Origin of the sequence: Micromonospora sp. NPDC005367, assembly GCF_040606825.1 — a bacterium.
Lineage (GTDB): Bacteria > Actinomycetota > Actinomycetes > Mycobacteriales > Micromonosporaceae > Micromonospora.
In genome coordinates this window covers 1-12,596 of sequence record NZ_JBEXFP010000070.1, presented here as the reverse complement: position 1 = coordinate 12,596, position 12,596 = coordinate 1, and the positions used below count along the sequence as shown (strand labels likewise).

12 protein-coding genes are annotated in these 12,596 nt (G+C 72.3%); 8 read left to right on the top strand and 4 right to left on the bottom strand.

Going from position 1 to position 12,596, the window contains the following annotated elements; all coding sequences use genetic code 11:
- Nucleotides 1-121: 121 nt before the first annotated feature.
- Complete coding sequence (locus tag ABZS42_RS30170; protein WP_355151068.1) at nucleotides 122-952, bottom strand: GDSL-type esterase/lipase family protein; 831 nt, start codon at nucleotides 950-952, stop codon at nucleotides 122-124.
- A 252-nt stretch (nucleotides 953-1,204) separates the two neighbouring features.
- Here ABZS42_RS30170 and ABZS42_RS30165 point away from each other — a divergent pair, with 252 nt between their 5' ends.
- Nucleotides 1,205-2,251: a S1 family peptidase gene (locus ABZS42_RS30165; RefSeq protein WP_355151066.1), complete on the top strand. Its 1,047-nt coding sequence runs from the start codon at nucleotides 1,205-1,207 to the stop codon at nucleotides 2,249-2,251.
- An 88-nt stretch (nucleotides 2,252-2,339) separates the two neighbouring features.
- Here ABZS42_RS30165 and ABZS42_RS30160 read toward each other — a convergent pair whose 3' ends face one another.
- Both ABZS42_RS30160 and ABZS42_RS30155 read right to left on the bottom strand, forming a co-directional pair.
- On the bottom strand, nucleotides 2,340-2,975 hold the full coding sequence (locus ABZS42_RS30160) for a DUF998 domain-containing protein (protein WP_355151064.1): 636 nt from the start codon (nucleotides 2,973-2,975) through the stop codon (nucleotides 2,340-2,342).
- Nucleotides 2,976-3,111: 136 nt separating this feature from the next.
- The gene (locus ABZS42_RS30155) at nucleotides 3,112-3,807 is read right to left on the bottom strand and encodes a hypothetical protein (protein ID WP_355151062.1); all 696 of its coding nucleotides are present in this window, start codon (nucleotides 3,805-3,807) and stop codon (nucleotides 3,112-3,114) included.
- A gap of 264 nt (nucleotides 3,808-4,071) precedes the next feature.
- Between ABZS42_RS30155 and ABZS42_RS30150 the strand changes: the two genes are divergently transcribed.
- From ABZS42_RS30150 to ABZS42_RS30130, 5 genes are all read left to right on the top strand, one after another.
- On the top strand, nucleotides 4,072-4,773 hold the full coding sequence (locus ABZS42_RS30150; RefSeq protein ID WP_355151060.1) for a hypothetical protein: 702 nt from the start codon (nucleotides 4,072-4,074) through the stop codon (nucleotides 4,771-4,773).
- Between the two features lie 135 nt (nucleotides 4,774-4,908).
- Entirely contained in the window at nucleotides 4,909-6,714 is a 1,806-nt protein-coding gene (gene aspS, locus ABZS42_RS30145) for an aspartate--tRNA ligase (protein WP_355151058.1), read from the top strand.
- Nucleotides 6,715-6,812: 98 nt separating this feature from the next.
- Entirely contained in the window at nucleotides 6,813-7,625 is an 813-nt protein-coding gene (locus ABZS42_RS30140) for a sugar nucleotide-binding protein (RefSeq protein WP_355151056.1), read from the top strand.
- Nucleotides 7,626-7,745: 120 nt separating this feature from the next.
- The gene (locus tag ABZS42_RS30135; protein WP_355151054.1) at nucleotides 7,746-8,345 is read left to right on the top strand and encodes a helix-turn-helix domain-containing protein; all 600 of its coding nucleotides are present in this window, start codon (nucleotides 7,746-7,748) and stop codon (nucleotides 8,343-8,345) included.
- The gene (locus tag ABZS42_RS30130) at nucleotides 8,342-9,673 is read left to right on the top strand and encodes an MFS transporter (RefSeq protein ID WP_355151052.1); all 1,332 of its coding nucleotides are present in this window, start codon (nucleotides 8,342-8,344) and stop codon (nucleotides 9,671-9,673) included. Before ABZS42_RS30135 ends, ABZS42_RS30130 begins: the two co-directional genes overlap by 4 nt.
- A 143-nt stretch (nucleotides 9,674-9,816) precedes the next feature.
- On the opposite strand, the gene ABZS42_RS30125 is transcribed toward ABZS42_RS30130, so the two are convergent.
- A complete protein-coding gene (locus ABZS42_RS30125; RefSeq protein WP_355151050.1) occupies nucleotides 9,817-10,557 on the bottom strand; it encodes a GNAT family N-acetyltransferase in 741 nt (246 codons plus the stop codon).
- 140 nt (nucleotides 10,558-10,697) lie between these two features.
- Here ABZS42_RS30125 and ABZS42_RS30120 point away from each other — a divergent pair, with 140 nt between their 5' ends.
- Both ABZS42_RS30120 and ABZS42_RS30115 read left to right on the top strand, forming a co-directional pair.
- Complete coding sequence (locus ABZS42_RS30120) at nucleotides 10,698-10,907, top strand: hypothetical protein (protein ID WP_355151048.1); 210 nt, start codon at nucleotides 10,698-10,700, stop codon at nucleotides 10,905-10,907.
- 75 nt (nucleotides 10,908-10,982) lie between these two features.
- A partial coding sequence (locus ABZS42_RS30115; protein ID WP_355151046.1) for an AAA family ATPase occupies nucleotides 10,983-12,596 on the top strand: 1,614 nt, incomplete at its 3' end.

The following is a 12,596-nucleotide window of genomic DNA, read 5'->3' as shown; positions in this document are numbered from 1 at the left end:
GGCTCGCTGGGGTGATCATGAAGTTAGCGGCGACAAATCGGGCAGATTGTGCCGCTAACTTCATGATCACCGGGGCTGGGTGGGGGGATGAGGGGGCGCGGTTGGGTGGGGTGGGGTGGGGTTACCAGTTGAAGCCGGCGGCGTATGAGACGTTGGCCAGCGCCTGCTGGCCGGTGGCGTTCGGGTGGAAGTAGTCCCAGCCGGAGAGCTGGTTCAACGTGAACGGGTAGCCGAACACCGCGTTGTCGTCGAAGTCGCAGTTCGGCCCGTACGCCGCGCAGGCCTGAGCGAGCTGGGTGTTGTAGTCGACGACCCGCTGGCGTACGCGGTCGCGCCGGTCGACGTCGGGCTGGGCGGTGGAGGTCGGGTTGGCCAGCAGCGACTGGCAGATGCCGAAGAGCGACCAGGCCGTACGGGCGCTGCCGCTGCCCTTGCCGACGAACCAGAGCCGGTGCACGTCCGGGATGCTGATCACGAACACCCGGGCGTTCGGCAGCCCGGCTCGGAGCCGGTTCAACGCCGAGTCGATGTTCGCCCGGAACGTGCTCACCGGGGTCATGCTCGACTCCGAGCCGGTGCAGGCGTCATTGGCGCCGATCAGCATGGTCACGTAGCCGACGCCCTGGCCGACCGCGGTGCCGGCCTGGCCGTACATGTCGGCGGACTTCGCCCCGGAGCGGGCGTCGTTGTGGTTGTTGCCGGTGATGGCCGGGTTGGCCGCGCGGATACGCAGGTAGTGGCTGCCGACCGCGGAGTTGTCGCCGGTGCTGAACGACCGTGAGGTGCAGTCGACGTACCACCCGCAGGCGTTGAACCCGCGTGTGATCGAGTCGCCGAGGCTGGCCATGAAGCTGGGCGGCGGGCCGGGGTCGGCGACGGCCGGGGCGGCGGGCAGCAGGGTGAGGGCGGTGAGCGCGGCGAGTGGGGCGAGCAGGCGCCGGATGGGGGACATGGGGGCCTCCGGATCGCGGTAGCCGGGGGACAACTCTGCGCTGACCAGATCGTATAGATGGCCATCTGTATTCACAATGCCGCCGGTCCGGGGTGCCGTCGCCACGGCGGGAAGGCTCGGCGGCCGGTCTTGTTAAGGATCTTAAGCATGTGAATACTTCATTGCGTCCGGCCGGTTCCCCCAGTTCGGCCGGACCCTTCCAGGCCCCGCCGCCCCCGGCGAGGGCCGTCGCCCCCTCTTTGGAGGTTGTTCATGCGACCCACGAGGTCCACACTCCGCCGCGCCGCCACAATCGCCGTGGCCGGAACCCTGGTCGTCGGCTCGCTCATCGGCGCACCCGCCCAGGCAGCCCCCGCCGCCTCCCCCGACGCCGCCACCGCTCTCTCCGAGCGGCTCGGCGTCCGCTCCGCCGGCGCGTACGCCGACGCCAGCGGCAAGATGATCGTCACCGTGACCGACGAGGCCGCCGCCCGCGAGGTCCGCGCCTCCGGCGCTACCCCGAAGTTCGTCGAGCGCGGCGCGGCCGAGCTGGCCCGGGTCACCTCCGACCTGGAGCGCAGCGTGAGCATCCCGGGCACCGCCTGGTGGATCGACCCGGTCAGCAACCAGGTGGTCGTCTCCGTCGACCCCACCGTGACCGGCGCCAAGCTGGAGCGCGTCAAGGCCGCCGTGGCCCGGGCCAACGGCGCGCTGCGCATCGAGTCCGAGGCCGGCGTGCTGAGCACCCGGATCTCCGGCGGCCAGGCCATCTACGCCGGCGGTGGTGGTCGCTGCTCGCTCGGCTTCAACGTTCGCAGCGGCAGCACCTACTACTTCCTCACCGCCGGGCACTGCACCAACATCTCGTCGAGCTGGTACTCGAACTCCTCCCAGACCAGCCTGCTGGGCACCCGCGCCGGCACGAGCTTCCCGGGCAACGACTACGGCATCGTCCGGCACAGCAACTCCGCGAACGCGACCGGCAACGTCTACCTCTACAACGGCAGCTACCGGGACGTCACCGGCGCGGGCAACGCGTCCGTCGGCCAGTCCGTGCAGCGTTCCGGCAGCACCACGGGCCTGCGTAGCGGCTCGGTGACCGCGCTCAACGCCACCGTGAACTACCAGGAGGGCACCGTCCGCGGCCTGATCCGCACCACGGTCTGCGCCGAGCCGGGCGACAGCGGCGGCTCGCTGTTCAGCGGCAGCACCGCGCTGGGTCTGACCTCCGGCGGCAGCGGCAACTGCCGCACCGGCGGCACCACCTACTTCCAGCCGGTGACCGAGGCGCTGAGCGTCTACGGCGTCAGCATCATCTGACCGTCACCTCGCCAGCGGGCCGCCGGAGTCATCCGGCGGCCCGCGTCGCCTGTCCAGGCGGGCCCGACCAGCCGATCCCGTCGCGCTCTCATCGAAGCCGCGAGGCGGCGGCGAGCTGCGCCCGCCGCGCGGAGAGCACCGCCAGCAACGGCCAGAGCGCGACGGCCAGTGCGGTGACCCGCTCGGCCAGCCCGGTCCGGGACCCGACGTTCACCTCGAGCGCGAACCAGCCGACCAGGCCCAGCAGCAGCGCGGTGGCGCTCAGCCCGACCGCCCGGCGGAACGCCCAGGGTGGCTCCGGGCGAGCCAGGTGCCCGACGACCGGGCCGCGCGGCAGCCACAGCGCCGTACCGGCCGGCCAGAGCGACAGCGCGAGGACGGCGACGGTCGCCACGGTGCCGTGACCGAGCGAACCACCGACGCTTGGCCGGGGAAAGGCGACCAGCGCGATGGTGGCCACCCCGCCGACGGCGAGCAGGAACCGGCTGGGCAGACCGGCCGCGTGCAGCACGGCGGCGATCGCCAGATAGCAGCAGCCGAACAACACCAGGGCGCCGGTCATGATCCAGCGGTCGGCGGCATCCGGCCCGGCCAGTTCGCTGATGGTGTCCCGGACCGGGTCGTAGCCGCTGGGTTGCCGCGCGCCCGCGACCGTCCAACCGGTCACCAGCAGCACAGGCGCCGCCGCCGCGGTGGCGACGGCCCACGTCGGTACGACGCGCATGCGGCCACGGTAATCGGCGCGGCGGCTCGTCGACTCGGGTTCGCCAGTTGATCCACCGGTGATTCGCACCGGCGGGCCGTCCCACCAGCCCGGCGGCATCGCGAACAGCAGCCGGCGACCGGGCCGCTGCCGGCGCTCAGGCCGGCGTGATCATGGCGTCGGAGAGCACCACCAGTGTGGTGGGAAGTTCACAGTCGATCCGCAGGGTGACCTCGTCGGCGCCCTCCACACTCGCCGACAGGGTGTTTGTCGAGTCCTGCCGGGCCTCCGCGCCGCCGCGCGTTATCCGGTTGACCGTGCCGTCGTCCTGTTTCTCGGCGACGATGACAGAGACGTACACCTTTGCCAGTGGGTCGTCCGGCGAATACGGCCGGATCGTGGCGGTCAAGTCCAGATAGCGCTGGTGCAGCGGGTATGTCACCTCATGGTGCGGGTCCCGGGGAGTGTTCTCCGGACAGGTCACGACGATGGAACGCTCGTATCCGGGCTGTCTGGCCAGTGCGCGGGGAAGGGCGACCAGGTTGCTCGCGCCGCCTTGCGCCGGCAGGCCGGCGAGATGCGTGCCCGCCGTTCGGGTGGACGGCACGGTGCCGCTCGACGCTCCGGCCTCCGGGCCTGTGCTTCCGGTTGGCGCGTCCGAGTGGGCGGTCGGGCTCGCCGCAACCGCGTCGGGCGAGTTCTCCCAGCCGAAATAGTCCCGGAGCAGGCTTCCGCCGCCGATCAGGAGGCCGATGACGGTCGCCGCGGCCGTCAGGAAAATCCCCCAGCGCGGGCGGCCCGTGCTCGGAGCCGGGTCGGTGCCGGTGGGCTGTCCCTCGTCGACGGTTGCCACGTCTCTCCCCGCTCGTCGTCGGCCGGCGCATCGCGACGGTGTTTCTATCACTACGGGACGGTCAGGTGGACGCAGCGGTGATCACTGTCGCCAATGTGATAGCGACGAGTATGCATTTGTGAGATAAAAGCGCGCCTGTCGGGCGAGATCAAATAGCTACGTCATCTCGGAGGTGTGCTCGTGAGCGAGCCGCGCGGACCGCACAACTTTGCCGGCCCATCGGTTCCGGGTTCGGCCGACCCCGCTGGCCCCCAACCGCCTCGCGTGGCTCGTCCGGCCGGCCACCGGGTAGCCCTGCTCGCCGTCGGGGTCGCAACGCTGGCGTTGCTCGTGGCGTTCGGCGCGTTCGGCTACGCGTGGCGGGCCGTCGACCAAGCGAAGGATGCGAAGACGACCGCGCTCGGCCAACCTGCTCAGGACCCCACACCGTCGGCGGCGTCCGCCGGCGAGACGCCAACGCCTGAGGAATCCGCCACCGTTGACGCACCCACCCCGGCCAACCCTCGGAGCCCGGGCGAGGCCCCGTTGCTCAACGAGCGGACCGTCTACCGGCTGAAGTACGACAAGCAGACGCTCATCCTGAAATCGCGGTGCGGCTACTCGATGTACGCCGACCTGGATGAGCCGCGAGTGCAGAACGAGGACACCGGCGCGGACCTGCGCCTGGTCATGGGGTGCAATGGCGACCCGACGGTGTTCCGGCTCGGCGACGGAGTCGAGGGCAGCGACGCGGCCGAGTCCGGGATGAACCCGCAGGAGTGCGCGGACAAGATCCGCATCGCGCCCGTCGGGAAAGCTGCGCCGGTGCCGGTGCGCAAAGGCGCCGCGCTCTGCATCACGACCGACTACGGCAAGGCTCGAGCGAGCGGGGATGAATGGCGGATGGCGTTGATCGAGGTGATGGGCGTGGCCAACGACGGGGCGACGACGGTCCAGGTGACCGCCTGGGACATCCCGGACGCCTGAGCCCGGGGCGGGTCGGCGGCGTGCGCAACACGTGGCGATTGATCTCTCACCCGGGTTGCCGGGTGGCGCGGAGCGCACTCCGACGAGCTGACAGAATGCGGGGGCAGCCCGATCAGTGACGAGGAGACGCAAGCCGTGATCCGTACCCACAACGCCGGAAGCCTGCGCGCGACGGACGCCGGCACCACGGTGACGCTCGCCGGCTGGGTGGCCCGCCGGCGCGACCACGGCGGTGTCATCTTCGTCGACCTGCGTGACGGCTCCGGCGTGGTCCAGGTGGTCTTTCGCGAGGAGGACGCGCACGCGCTGCGCAACGAGTTCTGCGTGAAGGTCATCGGTGAGGTGACCCGCCGCCCGGAGGGCAACGAGAACCCGGAGCTGCCCACCGGTGAGGTCGAGGTGACCGCCGTCGAGCTGGAGGTGCTCTCCGAGGCCGCGCCGCTGCCGCTGCCCGTGGACGACCAGGTCGAGGCCGGCGACGACATCCGGCTCAAGTACCGCTACCTGGACCTGCGGCGCAGCGGCCCGGCGAAGGCCATGCGGCTGCGGTCGCGGGCCAGCCAGCTCGCTCGCACCGTGCTGCACGAGCGGGACTTCCTGGAGATCGAGACCCCGACGCTGACCCGTTCCACCCCCGAGGGCGCCCGCGACTTCCTGGTGCCGGTGCGGCTCCAGCCGGGCAGCTGGTACGCGTTGCCGCAGTCGCCGCAGCTGTTCAAGCAGCTGCTCATGGTCGGCGGCATGGAGCGCTACTACCAGATCGCCCGCTGCTACCGGGACGAGGACTTCCGCGCCGACCGGCAGCCGGAGTTCACCCAGCTCGACATCGAGATGTCCTTCGTCACGGAGGACGACGTGATCGACCTCGGCGAGGCGATCGTGACGAAGCTCTGGTCGGAGCTGGCCGGTCACGAGATCGCGCGGCCGATCCCGCGGATCACCTGGCACGACGCGATGTCCCGGTACGGCTCGGACAAGCCGGACCTGCGTTACGGCGTGGAGCTGACCGAGCTGACCGACTACCTGCGCGGCACCGAGTTCCGGGTGTTCGCCGGCGCGATCGACGCGGGCGGCTACGTCGGCGCCGTGGTCATGCCGGGCGGCGCGTCGCAGACCCGCAAGGAGCTGGACGGCTGGCAGGACTGGGCGAAGGCGCGCGGCGCGCGTGGCCTGGCGTACGTGGTGCTGGACGCCGAGACCGGTGAGGCGCGCGGCCCGGTGGCGAAGAACCTCTCCGAAGCGCACCTGGCCGGGCTGGCCGACGCGGTCGGCGCGAAGCCCGGCGACGCGATCTTCTTCGCCGCGAGCACGAACACCCGGGAGGCGCAGGAGCTGCTCGGCGCGGCCCGGATCGAGATCGCCAAGCGGGCGAACCTGGTCGACGAGAGCGCCTGGGCGTTCTGCTGGGTGGTCGACGCGCCGATGTTCGAGCGCACGGACGAGGGCGGCTGGACGGCCGTGCACCACCCGTTCACCTCGCCGAACGCCGAGTGGGTGGATCGGTTCGAGGAGGCACCGGACCGGGCGCTGGCGTACGCGTACGACATCGTCTGCAACGGCAACGAGATCGGTGGCGGCTCGATCCGTATCCACCGGGGCGACGTGCAGCAGCGGGTCTTCGACCTGCTCGGCATCACCCCGGAGGAGGCGCAGGACAAGTTCGGCTTCCTGCTGGAGGCGTTCAAGTACGGCGCCCCGCCGCACGGCGGCATCGCGTTCGGCTGGGACCGGGTCTGCATGCTGCTCGCCGGCGCCGACTCGATCCGCGAGGTGATCGCCTTCCCGAAGACCCGGGGTGGCTTCGACCCGCTCACCGGCGCGCCGACGCCGATCACCGCGCAGCAGCGTACTGAGGCGGGCATCGACGCCAAGCCGAAGCCGCAGGCGGCTCCGCACGGCGGCACCGCCGGTCCGGCCGCCCCGGTCGCCGACCCCACCTGATCCCCGGAAACAGGCATTGGTGATCAAGAGGTTTGCGTCATGATCGCGTGTCAGGATGACGCGAACCTCTTGGTCACCTCGGCTGAGGAGGGTGTGGCGTGACGGTTCTGGTGGTGGGGGCCAGCGGGTTCCTGGGCGCGGAGGTCTGCCGACTGGCGGTCGCGGCGGGTGAGCGGGTGGTGGGGACGTACCACTCGGGTGGCGTCGGGACGGGCGGCGTCGAGGCGCAACGGCTGGACGTGACCGACCGCGCCGCCGTCCGGGACCTGGTCGCGCGGGTGCGGCCCACGGTGGTCGTCGGCACGCCCTACCGGTACGGGGACTGGGCGGTGACCGCCGACGGGGCGGCGCACATCGCGTACGCGGCGGCCGAGGCGGGCGCGCGGCTCGTGCACATCTCCAGCGACGCGCTGCACGCGGGCCGTTCCGAGCCGTACGGGGACGACGAGTTGCCCAGCCCGATCTTCCCGTACGGGGCGGCGAAGGCGGCGGCCGAGACCGCCGTGCGGGCGATCGATCCGGAAGCTGCGCTGGTGCGCACCTCGCTGATCCTGGGGGAGCGGAGCAAGCAGATCCAGCTCTGCCGGGACGCGCTCGCCGGGCGGGCCGCCCTGTTCACCGACGAACTCCGCTGCCCGATCGACGTCGTCGACCTCGCCGGCGCCGTGCTGGAGCTGGCCGGCACCGACTATGCCGGCCCGATCAACGTGGCCGGCCCGGACGCCGTCAGCCGCGCGGAACTCGGCCTGCTGGTGGCCGGCCGGGAGGGGCTCGACCCGACCGGCATGAAGACCACCACCGGTGCCGAGGCCGGCGTGGTGCGCCCCACCGACGTACGACTCGACTCCGCCCGCGCCGCCGGGCTGCTGCGTACGCGGCTGCGTGGCGTACGCGAACTCCTCGCCGCCTGACCGAAGGGTGTACCGCGTCCACCGTGGCGCGGGCACTCCTGCGGAGAGCACCGGGCGTGAATGCACAGGTTCTATGCACACATCTTGTGCATAGAACCTGTGCACAGATATTGTGCATGCATGCCCGACACCCCCGGAACCGATCGGCAGCCACCTCGGCAGGTGCAGCTCGACGCGCGGCAGGTCCGCGTCCTCGCCCATCCGTTGCGGATGCGTCTGCTCGGCACGCTGCGGGTGGACGGGCCGGCGACGGCGACCACGCTGGCCGACAAGCTCGACACCAACACCGGGGCGACCAGTTACCACCTGCGGCAGCTCGCCGAGGTGGGGCTGGTCGCCGAGGACCCGGACCTCGGCACCGGCCGTCAGCGGTGGTGGCGGGCCCTGCACGACATCAGCAACTTCGAGCCCACCGAGTTCGACGACGACCCGGACGCCCGGGCGGCGGCGCGCTGGATCGAGGCGAACCACGTCCGGCTCATGGCCGAGCACGCGCAACAGTGGATGGCGGCCGCGGCTGACCAGTCGCGGGAGTGGCGGGACGCGGCCAGCCTGAGCGACATGGTGCTGACGCTCTCGCCGGCCCGGCTGCGGGCACTCAACGACGAGTTGTGGCAGGTGGTCATGCGCTACCGCGACCAGCCACCGAGCGACGGGCCGGACGCCCAGCAGGTGCACATCTTCCTGTCCGCCTTCCCCCGGGTGGAGGGACGGCGATGAGCACGTTGTCCGTACGCCAGGTCCGGTTCCGCTTCCTGCTGCTGCAGGGGCTGCGGTGGCTGCCCAGCGGTCTGACCATCCCGGTGATGATCCTGCTGATGCAGGAACGTGGACTGTCGCTGTCCCAGATCGGACTGGTCAGCCTCGCCCAGGGCGTGATCGTACTGGCGCTGGAACTGCCCACCGGAGGGCTGGCCGACGCCCTCGGCGGGCGGCCCGTCCTGGTGACGGCCTGGCTGGTGGGCCTGATCTCCCTGCTGATCTTCGCGGTCGCCGACTCGTTCGCGCTCTTCTTCCTGGTGTGGGCGTTGCAAGGTGTCTTCCGCGCGCTGGACAGCGGTCCGCTCGAGTCCTGGTACGTCGAGGCCACCCTGGCCGCCGACCCCGACGCCACCTACGAGCCGGGCCTCGGGTACGCCGGCACCGTGGTCGGCGTGGCCATCAGCGCCGGAGCGCTCCTCAGCGGCGGCCTGATCGCCCTCGGCCCGATCGGGCCGGTCAGCGCGCTCACCGTGCCGGTGCTGGTCGCCGCCGCCCTCCAGGCGGTGGCCATCGGGGCACTGCTCATGCTGCTGAGGGAGGTTCGGCCCGCGAAGGGAAGCGGCGCGCTACGGGCGTCGATCGTCGACGCGCCCCGGATGATCGGGCAGGCGGTCGGCCTGCTGCGCCGATCGCGGGTGCTGCTCGCCCTGGTGGCCGTCGAGCTGTTCTGGGGCTTCGGCATGGTCACGTTCGAGTCGCTGCTGCCGGTACGACTCTCCGAGGTGGTCGGCGACGCGGACCGGGCGGCGGCGCTGCTCGGACCGGCGAGCTCGGCGGCCTGGTTGGCCTCCGCGGCAGGCGCGGCGCTCACCCCGCTGCTGATGCGCTGGCCGGGCGCGGCCCCGGGCGCCGCGTTGCTGCGGATCGCCCAGGGGGTGACGGTCGTCGGCATGGGGTTCCTGGCCGGGCCGGTCGGCGTGCTCATCGCGTACCTGGCCTGTTACACGGTGCACGGCGCGTCGAACCCGCTGCACGTGGGGCTCCTGCACCGGCAGGTCGACGGCCCCTACCGGACCAGTGTGATCTCGCTGAACTCGATGATGGGCCAGCCCGGATTCGCGCTCGGCGCCGTGCTGCTCACCGCGCTCGCCGACTTCTCGAGCGTGGGCACCGCAATGCTGGTCGGCGCGGTCGTGCTGGCCGTCGCCGCCCCGCTCTACCTGCCGGCCTGGCTCGCCGGCCGGCGGACCGCCACGGCGGCGGACGCGGCGGCAACGGCCGCTCCCACGCCTCCGGTGCCCGACCCCACGCCCTCGTTGCCCGCGAGCCCGGCCGACGTCCGCTAGTCGGCGGGGCCGGCGGCCGGATCGGCGGGTTGAGGCTCGGCCGGTCCGGCTGGTCGACATCGAAGTCGCGGTGTCCCGCCGGGGAGGACGGCCCGACAGCAGGGAGCCCGGGTCGATCGTGGTCGGGGGCCCTCGCGGGCGGTTCAGGCGAGGCGGATGGAGTTGCGGGTCGCCGTGTTCGTGAAGCCGAGCCGGCGGTAGAGCCGGATCGCGCCGACGTTGACCGGGTAGACGCCGAGCGCGGCGTGGTCGTACCGGGCGAGCAACGTGCGGGTCATCGCGGCGGTGAGCGCCGCGCCGAGGCCGAGACCGCGCTGCCGCGGGGCGACCGTCAGCCCGGCGAGGAACCCGATGTCACCCCGGCTGCGGTCCGCGCCGCAGGCGATGAGGCGGTCACCGTCCCGGATGCCGTACCAGTCGACCACCCCGGGGTCGCCCGGCCGGGAGGTGGTGCTCGGAAAGGCTTCGTCGATCAAGGCGGTGAGCGCCCGGTGATCGGCCTCGGTGAGGCGTACCACCCGTTCCTCGCCCGGCTGACGGGGCGGCGCCGCAGTGGTCCAGAGGAAGAGCCACTCGTCGCGCTGGGTCACGTTCAGCCGGCCGGCCAGCTCGGCCGGGTCGAGCGCGGGCAGGTTCAGCCACTGGCCCGCCCCGAGCACGCCCTCGGCGACCAGATCGGCGCAGACATCGAGGACGGGCCCGGCCGCGCCGAGGGCCGCCACCGTCGGCCGCTGCCCCGCCGGCAGCACCCAGACCACCGCGCCGTCGCGCCGGTAGCCGCGCGGCTGCATCTCCGGCCGGAGCATGTGCCGGGCGTACGGGTGGTGGCCGGTGGCAGCCAGGACGGCGGCCCGACCGTCGAGCACCTGGTCGGCGATGATCATGCCCCAAGCCTAGGAGGGGTCGGGCTGACCGTTGTCGCCGGTGCCGGGACGAGGCAGGCCCGTCCACGGTGGAGATTGACGAGCGTCCCGATCGGGTACCTCGGCGTCAACCTACTGGGACCCCCCCACCGGAGGACGTCATGCTCGCCATTCTCGCGGCGATCGTATTCGGTTTCGCCCTGCTGCTCGACCTGATGGACACCAACTTCGGCGCGCCCGAGGTGTTCAACTGGAACACCCTCGTGCTCATCGGGCTGCTGCTGCTCGCGCTCTACCTGGCCGGTGTCGGCCGTGGCCCCGGTGGCGGCGGCGGACGCTGGTACCGGGGACGTCGACCGGGCCGCGGCTGACCGGAAACGATCACTGCCGACCGGGCCCGCGGCGCGATTCCGGTGTCCCGGACCCGGCCCGGTACTGTTCTCGTGATGCAGTCCGATGCCCTGTTCTCCCTCGGCGAACCCGCCGGAGCGCCCAGCGCCCCCGCGGGTTCCGGTGGTGCCGACGGGTTCACCGAGGTCGGCCCGGACTCGCCCCTGCCCGTCCGGATGCGCCCCGCGAGCCTCGACGAGCTGGTCGGGCAGGAACATCTGCTCGCGCCCGGTGCGCCGCTGCGGCAGCTGGTCTCCGGCGGCGCGCCGATGTCGGTCATCCTCTGGGGACCGCCGGGCAGCGGGAAGACCACCATCGCGCACCTGGTCGCCCGGGCCACCGATCGCCGGTTCGTCGCCATGTCGGCGCTCTCGGCCGGGGTCAAGGACGTCCGGGCGGTGATCGATTCGGCCCGCCGGCAACGGCGCAGCGGCGGCCCGCAGACCGTGCTCTTCATCGACGAGGTGCACCGGTTCAGCAAGACCCAGCAGGATTCGCTGCTCGCCGCCGTCGAGGACCGCACCGTCACGTTGCTCGCGGCCACCACCGAGAACCCCTACTTCTCGGTCATCTCGCCGCTGCTGTCCCGGTGCGTACTGCTCACCCTGCAACCGCTGGACGACGAGGCGGTCCGCGGACTGCTACGCCGAGCGGTCGCCGACGAGCGGGGTCTCGGCGCTGCGCTCGCCCTGGAGCCGGCCGCCGAGGATCACCTCGTCCGGCTCGCCGCCGGCGACGTACGCAAGGCGCTGACCGCACTGGAGGCCGCGGCGGCCTCGGCGGGCGCGCTGGGCACCGGACGGATCGACCTCGCCACCGCCGAGCAGGCGGTCGACGTGGCGGCGGTCCGCTACGACCGGGACGGCGACGCGCACTACGACGTGATCAGCGCGTTCATCAAGAGCATGCGCGGTTCGGACGTGGACGCCGCGCTGCACTGGCTGGCGCGGATGCTGGTGGCCGGCGAGGATGCCCGGTTCATCGCCCGCCGCCTGGTCGTCTTCGCCAGCGAGGACGTCGGCATGGCCGATCCCAACGCGTTGAGTGTGGCGACCGCCGCCGCGCACGCCGTGGAGTACGTGGGTCTGCCGGAGGCGCAGCTCAATCTCGCCCAGGCGGTGATCCACATGGCCACGGCGCCGAAGTCGAACTCGGCGACGACTGCGATCGGGGCGGCGATCGCCGACGTACGGGCCGGCCGCGGTGGTCCGGTGCCGCGCGGGCTGCGCGACGCCCACTACGCCGGTGCTCGCGGTCTCGGGCACGGCGCCGGTTACCGCTACCCGCACGACGACCAGCGCGGCGTGCTCACCCAGCAGTACCTGCCCGACGATCTGGTCGGCACCGACTACTACCAGCCCAGCCAGCACGGCGGGGAGCGGGCGGTGGCCGCCCGGCTGCCGCTGCTGCGCCGCATCGTGCGCGGCCTGCCCGCCCCGGCGAAACGCCCGGAGGCGTCGGTACGACCGGAGGCGCCCGGGACGCGGGCGGACGCGTCAGCCGCGTCGGCCGAGATGCCGGCCTCGCGGGTGGACACGCCGAGTGGTCGCCGGGCCGCGCCGGAGCAGGCGCCGGACCCGACACCGGGCAGGGACTGCGGGATGCGGTCGCACAGGGCTCCCCGGTCACGCATCCCCTCACCCAGCACCAGATCCACCTGCGCCGCTTCG

Bases quoted from the DNA above. Each gene is read 5' to 3' on its own strand.
- ABZS42_RS30170 (WP_355151068.1), bottom strand. From the start codon at position 952: ATGTCCCCCATCCGGCGCCTGCTCGCCCCACTCGCCGCGCTCACCGCC.
- ABZS42_RS30165 (WP_355151066.1), top strand. From the start codon at position 1,205: ATGCGACCCACGAGGTCCACACTCCGCCGCGCCGCCACAATCGCCGTG.
- ABZS42_RS30160 (WP_355151064.1), bottom strand. From the start codon at position 2,975: ATGCGCGTCGTACCGACGTGGGCCGTCGCCACCGCGGCGGCGGCGCCT.
- ABZS42_RS30135 (WP_355151054.1), top strand. From the start codon at position 7,746: ATGCCCGACACCCCCGGAACCGATCGGCAGCCACCTCGGCAGGTGCAG.
- ABZS42_RS30130 (WP_355151052.1), top strand. From the start codon at position 8,342: ATGAGCACGTTGTCCGTACGCCAGGTCCGGTTCCGCTTCCTGCTGCTG.
- ABZS42_RS30125 (WP_355151050.1), bottom strand. From the start codon at position 10,557: ATGATCATCGCCGACCAGGTGCTCGACGGTCGGGCCGCCGTCCTGGCT.
- ABZS42_RS30120 (WP_355151048.1), top strand. From the start codon at position 10,698: ATGCTCGCCATTCTCGCGGCGATCGTATTCGGTTTCGCCCTGCTGCTC.